The organism is Acinetobacter sp. YH12126, assembly GCF_013418745.1.
GTDB classification, from domain to species: Bacteria; Pseudomonadota; Gammaproteobacteria; order Pseudomonadales; family Moraxellaceae; genus Acinetobacter; species Acinetobacter amyesii.
Genome location: NZ_VPBM01000006.1, coordinates 232,546 through 247,319 on the forward strand (window position 1 = coordinate 232,546; position 14,774 = coordinate 247,319).

Annotated in this window: 14 protein-coding genes and 2 pseudogenes; 6 read left to right on the top strand and 10 right to left on the bottom strand. The window is 38.9% G+C overall.

The features are described 5' to 3' along the window. Positions 1 to 2 precede the first annotated feature (2 nt). Together benD and benE are read left to right on the top strand one after the other, a co-directional pair. Positions 3 to 788 carry a benzoate diol dehydrogenase BenD gene (gene benD / locus FTU62_RS05815; protein WP_180102127.1) on the top strand — a complete coding sequence of 262 codons (786 nt, stop codon included), beginning with the start codon at positions 3 to 5 and terminating at the stop codon, positions 786 to 788. Positions 789 to 850: 62 nt separating this feature from the next. After that, positions 851 to 2,074: a benzoate/H(+) symporter BenE gene (gene benE, locus FTU62_RS05820; protein ID WP_180102128.1), complete on the top strand. Its 1,224-nt coding sequence runs from the start codon at positions 851 to 853 to the stop codon at positions 2,072 to 2,074. Between the two features lie 378 nt (positions 2,075 to 2,452). Here the strand turns inward: benE and hcaR are convergent, their stop codons facing one another. Next, positions 2,453 to 3,346 (bottom strand): DNA-binding transcriptional regulator HcaR, encoded by an 894-nt coding sequence (gene hcaR, locus FTU62_RS05825; protein ID WP_180102129.1) that lies wholly within the window; start codon positions 3,344 to 3,346, stop codon positions 2,453 to 2,455. A gap of 310 nt (positions 3,347 to 3,656) precedes the next feature. Next, a complete protein-coding gene (locus FTU62_RS05830) occupies positions 3,657 to 4,493 on the bottom strand; it encodes an SDR family oxidoreductase (protein ID WP_180102130.1) in 837 nt (278 codons plus the stop codon). A 524-nt stretch (positions 4,494 to 5,017) separates the two neighbouring features. Between FTU62_RS05830 and FTU62_RS05835 the strand changes: the two genes are divergently transcribed. Further along, a complete protein-coding gene (locus tag FTU62_RS05835) occupies positions 5,018 to 5,458 on the top strand; it encodes a DUF2147 domain-containing protein (protein ID WP_168379617.1) in 441 nt (146 codons plus the stop codon). A gap of 87 nt (positions 5,459 to 5,545) precedes the next feature. Here the strand turns inward: FTU62_RS05835 and FTU62_RS05840 are convergent, their stop codons facing one another. Next, a complete protein-coding gene (locus tag FTU62_RS05840) occupies positions 5,546 to 6,601 on the bottom strand; it encodes an aromatic ring-hydroxylating dioxygenase subunit alpha (protein ID WP_180102131.1) in 1,056 nt (351 codons plus the stop codon). A gap of 248 nt (positions 6,602 to 6,849) precedes the next feature. On the opposite strand from FTU62_RS05840, the pseudogene FTU62_RS05845 reads away from it, so the two are divergent. Further along, a pseudogene (locus tag FTU62_RS05845) lies at positions 6,850 to 7,778 on the top strand (LysR family transcriptional regulator). A 101-nt stretch (positions 7,779 to 7,879) separates the two neighbouring features. On the opposite strand, the gene hpxO reads toward FTU62_RS05845, so the two are convergent. Further along, positions 7,880 to 9,037 carry an FAD-dependent urate hydroxylase HpxO gene (hpxO, locus tag FTU62_RS05850; RefSeq protein WP_180102132.1) on the bottom strand — a complete coding sequence of 386 codons (1,158 nt, stop codon included), beginning with the start codon at positions 9,035 to 9,037 and terminating at the stop codon, positions 7,880 to 7,882. Positions 9,038 to 9,243: 206 nt separating this feature from the next. Between hpxO and alc the strand changes: the two genes are divergently transcribed. Both alc and FTU62_RS05860 read left to right on the top strand, forming a co-directional pair. Beyond that, entirely contained in the window at positions 9,244 to 10,251 is a 1,008-nt protein-coding gene (alc, locus tag FTU62_RS05855; protein ID WP_180102133.1) for an allantoicase, read from the top strand. 90 nt (positions 10,252 to 10,341) lie between these two features. Further along, complete coding sequence (locus tag FTU62_RS05860; protein ID WP_180102134.1) at positions 10,342 to 10,842, top strand: ureidoglycolate lyase; 501 nt, start codon at positions 10,342 to 10,344, stop codon at positions 10,840 to 10,842. 204 nt (positions 10,843 to 11,046) lie between these two features. On the opposite strand, the gene FTU62_RS05865 is transcribed toward FTU62_RS05860, so the two are convergent. From FTU62_RS05865 to FTU62_RS05890, 6 genes and pseudogenes are all read right to left on the bottom strand, one after another. Then, positions 11,047 to 12,426, bottom strand: coding sequence for a nucleobase:cation symporter-2 family protein (locus FTU62_RS05865; protein WP_180102135.1), 1,380 nt, complete (start codon positions 12,424 to 12,426; stop codon positions 11,047 to 11,049). A 30-nt stretch (positions 12,427 to 12,456) separates the two neighbouring features. Continuing rightward, positions 12,457 to 12,777: a hydroxyisourate hydrolase gene (gene uraH / locus FTU62_RS05870; protein ID WP_180102136.1), complete on the bottom strand. Its 321-nt coding sequence runs from the start codon at positions 12,775 to 12,777 to the stop codon at positions 12,457 to 12,459. Then, a complete protein-coding gene (uraD, locus tag FTU62_RS05875) occupies positions 12,774 to 13,277 on the bottom strand; it encodes a 2-oxo-4-hydroxy-4-carboxy-5-ureidoimidazoline decarboxylase (RefSeq protein WP_180102137.1) in 504 nt (167 codons plus the stop codon). Before uraD ends, uraH begins: the two co-directional genes overlap by 4 nt. Positions 13,278 to 13,420: 143 nt before the next feature. Continuing rightward, positions 13,421 to 14,383 carry an allantoinase PuuE gene (gene puuE / locus FTU62_RS05880; RefSeq protein WP_180102138.1) on the bottom strand — a complete coding sequence of 321 codons (963 nt, stop codon included), beginning with the start codon at positions 14,381 to 14,383 and terminating at the stop codon, positions 13,421 to 13,423. A gap of 57 nt (positions 14,384 to 14,440) precedes the next feature. Then, entirely contained in the window at positions 14,441 to 14,671 is a 231-nt protein-coding gene (locus tag FTU62_RS05885) for a hypothetical protein (RefSeq protein ID WP_180102139.1), read from the bottom strand. Next, positions 14,668 to 14,774: pseudogene (locus tag FTU62_RS05890) on the bottom strand (IS5/IS1182 family transposase); the annotation flags it as partial. The gene FTU62_RS05885 and the pseudogene FTU62_RS05890, both read right to left, overlap by 4 nt.

Consider the following 14,774-nt stretch of genomic DNA (forward strand, 5'->3'; position numbering starts at 1 on the left):
TAATGTCAGAACAAGCTAGATTTAGCAATAAAGTTGTTATTGTAACCGGTGCCGCACAAGGTATCGGTCGTGGCGTCGCACTACAAGTGGCCCGAGAAGGCGCTCAAGTGGTATTGGCAGATCTCTCAGATTTTGTTGAAGATACGCTGAACGATATTCAAGCCCATAATGGCGATGCCATTATTGTTAAAGCCAATCTTGAAACATATGCAGGCGCTCAATCAGTTGCTACCCAAGCCATTGAAAAATATGGCCGAATTGATATCTTGATCAATAACGTTGGCGGTGCGATTTGGATGAAGCCCTTCCAAGAGTTTTCAGAAGAAGAAATCATTAAGGAAGTTAATCGTTCATTATTTCCAACTATGTGGTGCTGCCGAGCTGTGTTACCTGAAATGATTAAAAATCAGCAAGGGACGATTGTAAATGTATCTTCTATTGCAACCCGTGGTATTAACCGTGTGCCATATTCAGCGTCAAAAGGTGGGGTCAATGGCTTAACCGCTGCACTCGCTTTTGAGCACGCAAAAGATGGTATTCGAGTCAATGCCGTAGCCACAGGTGGCACAGAAGCACCACCACGGAAAGTACCAAGAAACGCCAACCCATTGTCAGATCATGAAAAACAATGGATGCAAGACGTGGTCGATCAAACCATTGACCGTACATTCTTGGGGCGCTATGGCACAATTCAGGAACAAGTCAATGCCATCCTATTTTTGGCATCCGATGATTCATCTTATATGACAGGAACAGTCGTCCCTGTTGGTGGTGGAGATCAAGGTTAAACGATACCATCATTGGTTGAATTCAACAGGCTCATTGACATAGTCGCATGGAGGCAAAAACGATGGTACCCCTGTTAAAAACATTAAAAGAAGATTGGTCGATCTCAGCGACGGTTGCAGGATTTTTAGCCGTGCTGATCTCCTATTCAGGTCCACTGATTATTTTTTTCCAAGCCGCACAAAAAGCCCAAGTCTCCCCAGCCATGATGATTTCATGGATTTGGGGCATTTCTATTGGTGCAGCACTGGCGGGTATTTATCTCTCTATTAAATATAAAACCCCAGTGATTACCGCGTGGTCAGCGCCCGGTACGGCTCTTTTAGTCACCCTCTTTCCGAATATTTCGCTGAATGAAGCCATAGCGGCTTATATCACGTCTGCTATTGTTATTTTTTTGATTGGAATCACCGGCTATTTTGACAAACTCCTAAAATGGATTCCTCAAGATGTCGCTGCGGGAATGATGGCAGGTATTTTATTTCAGTTTGGGCTTGGACTGTTCACTGCTACAGATAGTATGCCGATCATTGTCTTTGGCATGTTATTGGTCTTTCTGATTTCTAAAAGACTATCGCCACGCTACGCGATGATTTGGGTCTTACTGACTGGAGTTGTATTGAGTTTTTCATTAGGAAAAATTAATCCTGTTGATGTGAATTTTCAACTCGCTATACCGCAGTTTATTGCCCCAATTTGGACTTGGAACTCAACTTTAAATTTGGCGATTCCCCTAATTTTAGTCAGTCTGAGTGGTCAATTCCTTCCGGGGATGGCGATCATGAAACTCAGTGGATATGACACGCCAGCCAAGCCGATTATCACAGCGACCAGTATTGCCTCGCTCGTTGTCGCATGTGTCGGAGGCATTACCATTGTTTTAGCGTCTATTACTGCAGCCATGTGTATGGGCAAAGATGCACATGAACTTAAAGAAAAACGCTATATAGCCGGTATTGCCAATGGTATTTTTTATATTTTAGGCGGCTTATTTGCAGGCAGCATTGTCATGTTATTTAGCCTATTACCTAAAGAGTTGGTCGCTGCACTTGCAGGTCTAGCGTTATTAGGAGCGATTGGAACAAATATGTCGGTTGCGATGAAAAATGAAGCCAATCGTGATGCGGCGCTGATTACCTTTTTAGCGACAGCCTCAGGTATGCATTTTTTAGGGCTAAGCTCTGTATTTTGGGGGATTTGTATCGGTGTCGCGGCACATGTCATTTTGACCAAACGTGTAACTACACAAGCGCCGATGACAACGGCTCAAGATTCTAAAAGTTCATAATATCCAAAAGCATTACTACTACAAAGAAGATGGAAAATTACATCTTCTTTGTTTAATCTACAACTAAATGCTTTCATTTAGTTGTAGATTAATTCAGGCAACTCTCGATGAGCGATTTCAAAAGCTTCTTGCGCATCTAATCCCACAGCAGTCAATAAAAGCTCTGCAACTTTGGCAATCCAGTGAACCCTTTAGGCAAATAAGCATAGCAACGCACAGATTCAATTTTTATGATGAAGTAATCGCCACCTAGCCTTAGTTTAAAAAAAACCATCTAATTTGAACCAACATAAACTTTATCATCAGCGTAAATCTAAAGGTTTTTACCCCCTAAGAAGATCATTTATTAAACAGAATCAATTAACTAAATGATATACTTCAATCAAACTTCAAATGAAAAAAATCGTTAATTAAATTTATAAATGCTTGCACACTAGGTGATGTATTTGTACTGCGCTTACTCATATATAAGTTGATTGTTGGAAGATCCGTATCTAACTTTTTGACAATAATATTTTCATAAGCAATATCTGCAATATAACTCGGTAAAATCGTACACGACTGTGTGATATTGATTGAATTAATGTTGAATAAAATATTACTGGCGCGTTGGATGATTTTTAAGTTGATCTTTTTATCTTCTGCAAATTTTAAAATCTTATGATGCAGAACTGACGACACTTCCTCAGCAGGTATAATAAAATCTATTTCTTCTAAAGATTTGACTGATATTTTATTTTGATTTGCAAATGGATGCTGATTATTCATCAAGAAAATCAAAGGCTCTTCAAAAATTAACTGACTCGAAATTTCATGGTTATTAATATCTGCCCTCGATATGGCGATATCAATACGTCCATTATGTAAATCACTGATGATTTGAGTGTCATTTAAGCTTAAAAGTTCAACCTTTAAGTCAGGAAACATCTCTGTGAGTTTCGGAATAATAAAAGGGAAAATTTTCATTTCTGCAACAGGTACAAAGCCAATGGTGATTTTTTGGTCTTTGGCTTTTTTGACTTGGCGCGTCATCGCTACTGCTTTATCGGCACATTCCAAAATATTTTTGGCATGTTCCAAAAAAACAATTCCTTCATCGGTCAGTTCAACTTTACGTTTAGAGCGAATAAATAACTGTACGCCAATAAACTCTTCGAGGTCTTTGATTTGTTGGCTAAGAGAAGGCTGAGCCGTATAAAGTTTTAAGGCCGCTTGGCTAAAATTAAGTTCTTGTGCAACCATGACAAAATATTTTAAATGTCTTAATTCCATTTAAGTCACCTGTGTAGTCCAATCCTTAGGACGTTTTTGATACAATTCTGTTAGCAAGCTAAAATAGTCTTATATTTTGTGGTGAAGTGTTCATTTTTTATTTAAATATCATTTTTTCTCATATTTTACTTCTAAATAGTTCAAAATTTTTAATCAATTGAACTTATGCTAAATTTTTGTGATTTCAAAAGTGCATCTTCTTTAATACTGCTAAATTCATATTAGAAATACATTTTCAAATAAATATTTTGACAATACAGAATCAAAAAAAAGGATCATGTTGCATCATCCCTTGTTATTGATCTTTGAATTATTTACGTTTTTTCTTACCACTGAGCAGATCTATGGCTTGGGCATAACGTGTAGGTGCAATCCGCTGAATTAAATCAATGATTTTGGCGTCATTGCCGATTAAAACACGACGTTTATTCTGTTTCACTGCATCTAAAATCACTTTTGCTGCAACTTCAGGCGGTGTTTTCAGCACTTTATTAAAGGCTTTCGTGGCTCTATCTGGATTCATACCCAACGCGCGAATACTGTCACTCATACGTGCGCTATTTGCAATATTGGTTCGAATTCCACCCGGATGCACGCAGGTAGCGCTCACTCCGACATTTTCCAAATCTAATTCTTGACGTAAAGATTCTGTAAAACCACGGACTGCAAACTTAGTTGCATTATAGGCACTTTGAGTCGGTTGAGCTGTCAAACCAAATAAGCTGGAAATATTCACAATATGTCCATCACCACTTTGTTTTAAATACGGTAAAAATGCTTTTGTCCCATACACCACGCCCCAGAAATTGATATTCATAATCCACTCAATTTCATCATAATGCATACCTTCTACTGTGCTGGCTAGCGCGACACCCGCATTATTAAAGATCAAATTGACCTGACCAAATTCAGCTTGGGTTGCAGCCGCCCATTGCTCGACAGCGGCACGATCAGATACATCTAACTGGGTCTGAGTTATTTTCACACCGGTGTGCTTAATCATTTCAGCCGTTTGTGCAAGGCCGTCGAGGTTGCGATCACTTAATGCTAGATGCGCACCTGATTGAGCCAGTTGAATGGCTAATTGCTGTCCAATACCTGAACCTGCTCCAGTAATGGCTGCGACTTTGTTGTTAAAATTTTTCATCGTTATTCCTATACACACTTAATCCAGTTCAGTGATCAAGCCGCATTTTCGTATTATTCATAGCACAAGCTTAACGAGTTCTAATCTATGAATGAAATGATTTTATTTAATTCTAAAATATGAATGCTATACATAGCTATTTAGCGTTATTTCTTCAAATCAAATGAATGTAATTCGCCATGATTAGAGCAAAAATTAAAAGCTTTAATGAGCCTTTTAGCTCCTGCTTTTTTGCGGATTGTAGCTCCAATTTTTTTTAATCAAATTGCGTTTGATATTTATAAAAGTGATACAAACCCCAAATGTTATAAACAAAGCTCAACATTTATTCTATTTTTCTACACGATCCAGATTCTACATATTCAAAATCAGTATATAAAATCCACAATATATACTTATTTTTTTGTGAATATAGCCCTTGAAGACAACAAGGCTGATGCTTTGTAATTTTCCAAGTCTTGTGTATCCACCTTTTGGAAGATCAGGGATGCACATCTCTTACTATGTTCAATAGAGGTTCTAAAATGATAAAAACAACTCTTAGCCTAATCGGTTTGTCACTGGTGTCTAGCTTAGCTTTGGCTGCTGATCCATTGCATGGTACTAAATGGAAAACCATCGATGACCAAACCAAAAAACCTTTATCTGTAGTTCAATTTAATGAAACATCAAAGGGCGTTTTATCTGCAAAAATCGTTGATGTACTCACCCCGGGTGAAGCAGAAAACTGCCAAAAATGTGTAGGTAAATTCCACAATAAACCACTACTCGGTGTGCAAATCGTCAATGGTTTGAAAAATACCGGTAAAAATACCTATGACGGCGGTAAAATTACTGACCCGAAAAATGGTAAAACCTATAGTTTCAATGCCAAAATGTCGAATGACGGTAAGACCTTGAATGGTCGTGGCTATATTGGTGTATCTGCGCTTGGACGCAGCCAGACATGGATACGTGTAAACTAATCCGTATCGTACAAATTCAAAAAGCGACTCGATTGAGTCGCTTTTTTGCATGAAAATTTCAAATTTAAAAATTTTGGAATTTATATATTAAACGGTATAACGTTTGCTTAAACCCCATTCAGCTAATATGCGACGATAGGTTGTCGATGATCGATCTGCTTCGAAATGCGCCTCCATACTAATATCCAGTGGCAATTCCTCTGGTTTTTGACTTTCCACCATGTCCTTATCTTCAGCAAAAATTTGTGCATTAAAATCATAGACCGCTTGCAAATCGCCAGTGGTATCAAAATTACGAGTTATAGGCACAAATAAACGGGTTTTATTATGCGATACAGGACAACAAGCATTTAAGATTTTCAACACCCCATTTTCAGGAAAATCGATGGTTAAAATTGCTGAAAATGGTGGATAGACATCAAATGTTCTTTTCCATAAAAAATCTTCTGGCGCTAAATGTTGTAAGCCATGCGGATAATTACTCACATCACTGAGATATTCTGTATGTAGTCCATAGTCCGTACGTACTGTGGAATATTTTTGTACTTTAGGATTTTCACGGTCTGCAAAGCTCTCATGATGCACCCATGCGAAATGTGCAACATCAATAAAGCCTTCGAGCTGGCGCCCACTTGAACCACCAATATCTACATAAGGTGGCAATATAGATTGGTACTGCTCGTTATCCCACGTGTCTAAATTTGGAAAATTGGCCGTAGATTCATCTCGGTTAAATAAACTGGTCCACACCAATCCATATTTCAATACAACTGGAAATTTAGATAATGAAAAACGCTCTGAAATTTGTGTCAGCTCTGGCTGTGCAGGAATTTTTACACACCTTCCTGCGCCGTTATAATGTAAACCATGATATGGACAAATAATGTCTTCACCCTTGACCCAGCCTTTAGTTAATGGCACCCCTCGATGTGGACAGATATCACGAACCAAATGAATTTTTCCACTTTCAGTTTGATATAACGCCATTTTTACATCGAGTAATTGCACTTGTTGCGGTTCAATTGAAACATCTTCTACACGTGCAACGGGATACCAATGCTGCGCCAAAATATTCCAGTCGTTGGCATCAAATGTACTGCACTGAGGTTGGGTAAATAAATTGAGTACAGGAATGGCATTCATAGTTTATCTCGACATTTTCAATATTTCTTCAGCATTTAGCGCTATTTAAATTTTGCTAAATCCTTATTTTCTAAGTCGAAATTAAATTCTAAACACATTTCTGTCTATTAGAATGATTTGCATAGATTGTTCTATTTTTTAGAACATTAAGCGTTGATTACTGCTTGATTTGATAAAGCTGGCATGAATATCGCTTAAAATACATAACATTATGATTCGCTGATGACGCGATAGAGATTGAAGCCTGTATGTCGATTACCTTTTCTAGATTTTCTGAATATTTTATGGCGGTTGCACGGACTGGGAGTCTACGTAAAGCTGCTGAACAACTTTTTATTTCAGTCTCGGCAGTACATCGACAAATCGTTTTGGCAGAGGAAGAACTGGGGGTTGCCTTATTTGAACGACTCCCTCAGGGCTTAAAACTGACGCTTGCGGGTGAATTACTGTATGCCGATTTATTAAAATGGCAAAAAGAATATCAACTGACGCGAACTCGATTTGATGAAATCCAAGGCTTAAACCGTGGAAATATTGAAATGGGCTTTATTGCAGCTTTGAATGACAGTTTTGTCGTCGACTGTATTCAAAAGATGGCTGAAACTTATCCGTGGATCAACCTCAACATCAGCATGAATAGCAGTGAAGACATTTCCAGAAAAATCGTCGATGCAGAATTAGATTTTGGCATAATTTTAAATCCCAAAAGCCATAGCCAATTAGAGATTTTATCCTTTATAGAAATTCCGTTAGGCTTTGTGATGTCGCCGCATCATACCTTGGGTGGAATGGATAAAATTTATCTTTCAGATACATTAAATGAACGGCATATTTTACCGAGTGATCCACTCATTATTAGTGAATATGTACAGACTTTATATAAACATCATAAGTTTAGTCCGATTCAAAAGATCGAATGTAATGACATTAGAATGATATTGTCATTGGTTCAACAACAATTAGGCATCAGTTTGATGTCATACATGGATGCTTTGCCACTGCTTGAGAATAATAAGATTATTTTTAAACCGATCCGGAAAAAGGCTTACACAGTTTGACCATCGCTTTATGTGTCGCATCGAAACGCCAAACCTCTCGAATTTCTCAGATCATGATTAATCTTTTGGTGGAAAAAATGGAAGAAATTAAGATCAATTTAAAATCTTTGAACCCCTAAACCATTATTTAAGCTTTTTTGTCACTTAATTTTTTGTAAAAAAAATCCAGTGCGAATAATTCGTACTGGCTGCTGAAAGCTAAAGTTTTATTAGTTTATTTTTAATCCAATGGATTACCTACAATATTACTGATAATACCTTTCATAATATGATTGCCTTGTTCTTTACGCAGTTCTGCATACCATTCGCGCGTTACGCTTACATCTTTCATATGGGTTACATCACAACGCTTACGCGCTCGCAGAACCAATTCATTGGCACGTTCATTACGTTTATTTTGATAACGACGCAATGAATCTTGCAACCCTAAAGTATTGATTTGCAAAGAACGGGCTAAATATATTGCGTCTTCCATTGCTTGGCAGCCGCCTTGTCCAATATCCGGCGTTGTGCTGTGTGCTGCATCACCCACAATCACCACACGACCTTTGTAGAAATCTGCAAAAGGTTCAATATCATGAATTTCTACCCGATTGGTTTTTTTGGCATCTACAGCATCAATTAGCTTTTGAACCGGTTCACACCAGCCCTTAAAGTATTCTTTAAATAAAGCCTGATATTGTGTCCGGTCATTTTCTAAGCCTGCTACTAAAGGGACATCAAAGAAGAAATAGAATCGGTTGTCGGCAACGGGCATCAGCGAAACGCGTTTACCTTCACCTACAAATGTCGTCCACTGATCTGCCGCAGCAAATTCTTCTGAAATATCGACTAACCCGTTCCAATTGACATAACCAGCATAGCGGCGCTCAACTTGTTCCCCCAATACATACGCCCGTGTCAGTGAATGTGTACCATCGGCTCCAACTAATAAATCAGCCTGAACCTTACTTCCATCGGCAAAATGTGTGATCACTTGATCATCTTGTTCTGAGAAGCTCACCATTTTTTTGCCTAGATGAATATTCTCACGACCAAATTCATCCATGAGCATATTTTGTAAGTCTGCACGTGAAACTGGATAAGGTCGTTGTCCAACTTCTTCGATTAAAGGAAACAGACTAAACTGCGTCATAACATCGCCCGTTAAACCATCGATATAGGCTAAATGATCCATCTTGCCACCGAGTTTTTCGACTTGTTCGGTTAGCCCCAAATAGTTCAAACATTTGACACCGTTAGACCATAAAGAAATAGCAGCTCCAACAGGTAAAATTTGTTCTGCCTGTTCATAGATTGTTACTTGGTGTCCAAATTTTTTCAAAGCGATCCCAGTCGTTAGGCCCGCCATACCCGCACCAATAATTGTAATGTCCATCTATAACTCCCCTGTGTTTTTTAAATATCTTTCTCCTAAAAAGCGAAAAGCATGCCATTTTTTCAAAAAAGCAATAAAAAATCTAAAGTTGGCACACGCTGTGCTTCTAAACACGTGTAAATGCTTGTTTTTATCAAATGTTAAATTTTTAACGCTGAAAACAAAATGCATATGTTTTAAATGAAAATAGTGAATGGATTTTATATATGGCGACTTTACTCGCACCAAGTTTTGATATTCCTGCACAATTACAGGCACTTACAAATTTAGCTGATGACCGTATTGGTGCAAAAATACTTGATTGTTCAGATGATTTTTTTGCAGAAGCAAAACGCATGCTGCAATTTAATGCACCAATCTTTGTCGAAGATAAATTTGATGATCATGGCAAATGGATGGATGGTTGGGAAACGCGTCGTAAACGCCATGCAGGTTATGATTGGGCAATCATCCAACTCGGTGTTGCTGGTCGAATTCAAGCCTTAGATATTGATACAACATTCTTTACAGGGAATTATCCAGCTTCCGCATCAGTTGAAGCCTGTTTTGCACCGAGTGGTGAACTAGCACAGGCAGCATGGGTCAATATCTTAGGCAATACTGTATTGGGCCCGAGCCAACACCATATATTGAAGGTCTCAAATGATCAGGTTTTTACCCACGTGCGTTTAAATATATATCCAGACGGCGGTATTGCACGATTTAAAGTCTATGGTGAAGTTCAGGTTCAAATTCAAGACAGTACGAGCACATTAGACCTCGTTGCACTAGAAAATGGTGGACGTGTTATTGCTTATAGTGATGCTCATTTTGGACATCCACGAAACTTAATTAACCCTGGTCGCGGCATCAATATGGGAGATGGTTGGGAAACGAAACGTCGCCGTGCACCAGGTTTTGACTGGTGCATTTTGGCTTTGGGTCAATCTGGTGCAATAGAGAAAATTGATATTGATACTGCCCATTTTAAAGGCAACTTCCCTGCGCAGGTTTCTATACAAGCGATCTATGTAGAAGATGCCACTGACCCTCAACTGATTCCGCAAAGTATGTTCTGGCCGTTTTTGCTCGACGCACAAGACATGCAGATGGATCATATTCATAGCTTCGTTAGTGAGATTTTAAAGCATGAAAAAATATCGCATATCCGCATCAATATGATTCCTGACGGGGGGATTAGTCGCATACGGTTATGGGGAAAAATACATCTTTAATTGCAGTGTTAATCAAATAGGAAGCCTTCGTGCTTCCTATGTGTATGGTTTCAATTTTTTTTAATTAAATGCCCTATAAGATATCTAAACATGACACACAGCATAAAAATACAAGCTCTCAGTATTGAAGGCTTTGCGCCTTTTGGAGAGGTCATTTGCACGACTGGATATGATTTTTTCCACATCAATGATGCACATACAGAGCGATATCATGCCCTCGTGGAAACAGAAATTTCAGGTGATGCGGTTGCTGGAATTAGCATCTTTAGAAATATCAAAACGACTGAGTTGCCTTTTACGATTTCGATGTTAGAGCGGCATCCCAACGGCTCGCAAGCGTTTATTCCAATGCAAGCGCAAGCTTTTTTAGTGGTTGTTGCACCTGCGTTGGATGATCACAGCCCTGATCTTACACAGCTATGTGCTTACATTACTGATGGTAGCCAAGGAGTCAACTATCGTGCAGGAACATGGCATCATCCTCTCCTGACACTCGAAGCACCCAGTAGCTTTGCCGTCATCGATCGTATTGGCGCTGGGCATAATTGTGATGTGTTTCAGTTCCCAATGCCTATTCACATTTCAAATTAATGTATTTTTAGCTTAAACACTTACATTTAAATAGACTAAAAATCACTTAACCAATGGTTAATACTTACTTTATTTCATCTCTTAATATTATTTAATTTAAACCTAACGCATTAAAAAAGCCCTCTACTTCGAGGGCTTTTTTTATTCTATATAATCTTTATTCTATGAATCATCGTATGGTTCAAGACTTAAAATCTGCCATGATTAATGTTGCACATCTATTGCCATGCTTGGTTTTTTCACCTGATCTTTGCTCCTAGTCACTTCTTTATTTTTAAATAAATTCAAATGATTGAACACAATATTTAAAATAATCGCCATCAAACAAGTTGAACTGATACCTGAATGAAAGAGTGTTTGCACCCATTTCGGGAAGTTTGCATAGAAAGAATGATCGATAATTGGAATCATCCCTGCTGCAATTGCCGTCGCAACAATGATGAGGTTCTTTTGCTCGTTATAGTCAATTTTCGCCAAGGTACGAATACCACTTGCTGCGACCGTTCCAAACAAAACTAAACCAGCACCACCTAAGACAGGGACTGGAATTGCTGCAATCAGTCGGCCCATAATTGGCAGAACGCCTAATACGACTAAAATAATTCCACCCGCTGCGACAACAAAGCGACTTTTCACGCCTGTAATCGCTACTAAACCGACATTTTGTGCAAAAGCACTTTGCATGAATGAACCGAAAATTGGCGCTGCTGCACTAGATAGCATATCTGCACGTAAGCCATTGGTAATGCGCTCAGCATCCACTTTAGTACCAACAATTTCCCCGACAGCAATAATGTCTGCCGTCGTTTCAGTCATAATCACTAAAGTTACGATCAGCATGGCAATAATGGCACTTAACTCAAAAGTTGGCATACCGAAAGAAAAGAAGCTTGGAAATTGAATCCAGTTACCATTTGCAACATTAGAAAAATCTCCAAAGCCAAAGGCATAAGCCAGCACCGTACCAAAAACGATGGCTAACAAAATAGATAAACGTCGGATGGTTGCATTACGGGTTAAGTTCAGCGCAATCACAATACCCAAAGTCAAAAATGCCAAGCTGATGTTCTCAGCACTTCCCCAGTCTGGTGCTTTATTGTTCCCCCCCATCATCCAGCGTACCGCTACAGGCAGCAATGAAAGACCAATCACAGTGATCACACAGCCAGTCACAATCGGTGGGAAAAAACGAATAATTTTTGAAAAATAAGGTGCTAGAAAAAAGCCAATTAGAGATGCAACAATCACTGCGCCATAAACAGCAGAAAGCCCACCGCCTGCGGTTACTATGGCAATCATCGTCGCCACACCTGCAAATGAAACACCTTGTACTAAGGGTAATTTTGCACCGATATATTTCACACCTACGGTTTGTAGGATGGTCGCCAAGCCACCGACAAAAAGCGCCGCCGCAATCAATAAACCGATCTGCGCAGGTTCAAGTCCCGCGGCTGTACCAATAATCAATGGCGGAGCGATAATACCGCCATACATGGTTAATACATGCTGTAGTCCATAGGCAAGGCTTTTCCCTGCGCCTAAATATTCATGTTCTGGTGAAACTGTTTTATCTTGTTCTGTCATTTTTATATCCCCTATTTTTTAACTTTGCTCTTAGCTGCCACGATACGTTGAATATGCAAATGGGCTGATGAGTAAAGGAATATGAAAATGCTGCGAGGCATCTTTTACATAAAAATGAATCACAGCTTTTGGAAAAAAGGTTTCGGTATTTAAAGTCTGAAAATATTCAGCAGTCGCAAATTCAAGGCTATAAGCACCTGCTGTAAAGTCCTTCAGCGCAAAATCGTTAACGCGACCATCTGCATTAGTTTGGGCTGAACCTAGTAACTCTCCGTGTGCATTAAATAATTTAATGCTGACATTCGCTGCGGGTTTGCCTAGATTGGTATCTAAAATATGTGAGCTAATCATGTGCTAAGCTCCTGTTTTAATCTTAATAAGGCAATTTCAGCCAGTTGATGATGAACAATTCGTTTTTCGGTTTCAGGATCATTCAATAATCGATATTGCAGCGCCTGTAGTACATCTTCACTACTGAGGCCAGAAGCTTTGATTAAAAAGAGATATCCGTACTTTTTCTCATACGCGATATTGCCTTTGAGCAATGCAAATTGAGTTTCTTCATCTGCTGAAATTTCAGACTGTTCTCGATTAGAAAATTGTTGTTCCAAACTACTTAATTCAGCCTGTGCCTTTTTTTCACCAATCCGTGGATGGTTATCTAGAGCATTTTTGATTTCATCCCAAGTCCAAGCATTTGCAGCTTTTACTGCTTGCTCTGTGATTTGCGTGATAGAGGTATAAGGACGCTGCGCTACAATGTGTTCTGCCCAGCCTTCAATTTGCACACAGTGCTTTAAAAAAGTTTTTACATCTGCTTCGGATGCTTTATTAAATTCAACAAGTTGCACTATAAAATCGCCTAAAATTATTGAATGATTGTTCAAATTTAGTTTTGCAATATCAGTGCCAACCTAGGTCTATGATGTCAGTTACCTAAGTTCAGGCCTAAAAAAAGAGGAGCTAAGCTCCTCTTTATCCAAATATTTTTTTATTAGACTGCATGATGTGTATACCAATGTTCCGCGATATCACCACGGCGACAGATCCAGACTTTTTCATGTGATTGCACATAATCTAAGAATCGTTGTAGTGCTTTAAAACGGCCTGGTCGCCCTAAAATACGACAATGCATCCCAATCGATAACATTTTTGGCGCGCTTTCACCTTCTGCATATAGCACTTCAAAAGCGTCTTTAAGGTATTGATAAAATTGTTCACCACTGTTGAAACCACCCGGTGAACAAAACTTCATATCATTGCTTTCGAGTGTATAAGGAATAATTAAATGTGGACGGGTTTGACCACTTTCATTCGTCAAATGACTCCAAAAAGGTAAATCATCACCATAGTGATCGCAGTCATATTTGATTTGCGGAAATTCAGCCAATAGCTGACGTGTGTTGGGACTGTCACGCCCTGTGTACCAACCAATAGGCGTCTTTCCAAATAATGCTTCAAGCACACTAATTGCCTGATCCATGTGCTGACGTTCCAACTCTATCGGCATATCCTGATAATGTAACCAGCGTTGACCATGTGAAACGACATCATAATTGGTTTGTTTGATCGCATCGACAATATAAGGATTGCGTGCTAAAGCCATACCAACGCCAAAGACCGTCATGGGTAAATCACGTTTTTTAAATTTTTCATGAATCCGCCAAAAACCGGCTCTGGAGCCATATTCATACATCGAGTCCATCGACATATGTTTGGCAGGAAAACTGGCCGCTCCAATAATATCGGATAAGAATTGTTCTGATCCTGCATCCCCATGTTCGATGTGGTTTTCTCCACCTTCTTCATAGTTCAACACGAACTGCACTGCGATACGTGCCTGATTAGGCCATACGACTTGAGGTACATCGCCATGATATCCAATTAGGTCTCTGGAATAATCCTGTTGTTGGATCTGGTCAATTAAGTCTTGTCCACGTAAGTAGCCTGTAGTCACTTCAACTTCCTAATTTGTTATATCAAACAGTAAAAAAATTAGGTAGAAGCAAGCAAATTATGCGCCAATGTCATAGATGGCTAAATAGCTTTTCATATCAGAGACCATTACCTTTTTTAAAATATTGAATGGTTGCCCTGAATCATCTGCAATGATTGAAATTTGCCAAATTTCATCTATTTCTGGAAAATTCTGATGCAGTTGATCAATGAAATAGTAATAACCTGGTGTATTTTCCGTAATATAAATGATTGTATTTGAACACAATAGACTTCTTTCATAATTCATTTTTTGCTCAGCTCTAAATTATAGATTCCTGCAATTAAATTGAATCTTAAGCCCAGTCTTTTTCCTCGATTACGATATCGCTCGGCAAGGATTTTGAAAGTTT

Coding starts and splice junctions, on each gene's coding strand:
- FTU62_RS05840 (WP_180102131.1), bottom strand. CDS start 6,601: ATGAATGCCATTCCTGTACTCAATTTATTTACCCAACCTCAGTGCAGT.
- FTU62_RS05835 (WP_168379617.1), top strand. CDS start 5,018: ATGATAAAAACAACTCTTAGCCTAATCGGTTTGTCACTGGTGTCTAGC.
- alc (WP_180102133.1), top strand. CDS start 9,244: ATGGCGACTTTACTCGCACCAAGTTTTGATATTCCTGCACAATTACAG.
- benE (WP_180102128.1), top strand. CDS start 851: ATGGTACCCCTGTTAAAAACATTAAAAGAAGATTGGTCGATCTCAGCG.
- uraH (WP_180102136.1), bottom strand. CDS start 12,777: ATGATTAGCTCACATATTTTAGATACCAATCTAGGCAAACCCGCAGCG.
- FTU62_RS05860 (WP_180102134.1), top strand. CDS start 10,342: ATGACACACAGCATAAAAATACAAGCTCTCAGTATTGAAGGCTTTGCG.
- benD (WP_180102127.1), top strand. CDS start 3: ATGTCAGAACAAGCTAGATTTAGCAATAAAGTTGTTATTGTAACCGGT.
- FTU62_RS05830 (WP_180102130.1), bottom strand. CDS start 4,493: ATGAAAAATTTTAACAACAAAGTCGCAGCCATTACTGGAGCAGGTTCA.
- FTU62_RS05865 (WP_180102135.1), bottom strand. CDS start 12,426: ATGACAGAACAAGATAAAACAGTTTCACCAGAACATGAATATTTAGGC.
- hpxO (WP_180102132.1), bottom strand. CDS start 9,037: ATGGACATTACAATTATTGGTGCGGGTATGGCGGGCCTAACGACTGGG.
- hcaR (WP_180102129.1), bottom strand. CDS start 3,346: ATGGAATTAAGACATTTAAAATATTTTGTCATGGTTGCACAAGAACTT.
- FTU62_RS05885 (WP_180102139.1), bottom strand. CDS start 14,671: ATGAATTATGAAAGAAGTCTATTGTGTTCAAATACAATCATTTATATT.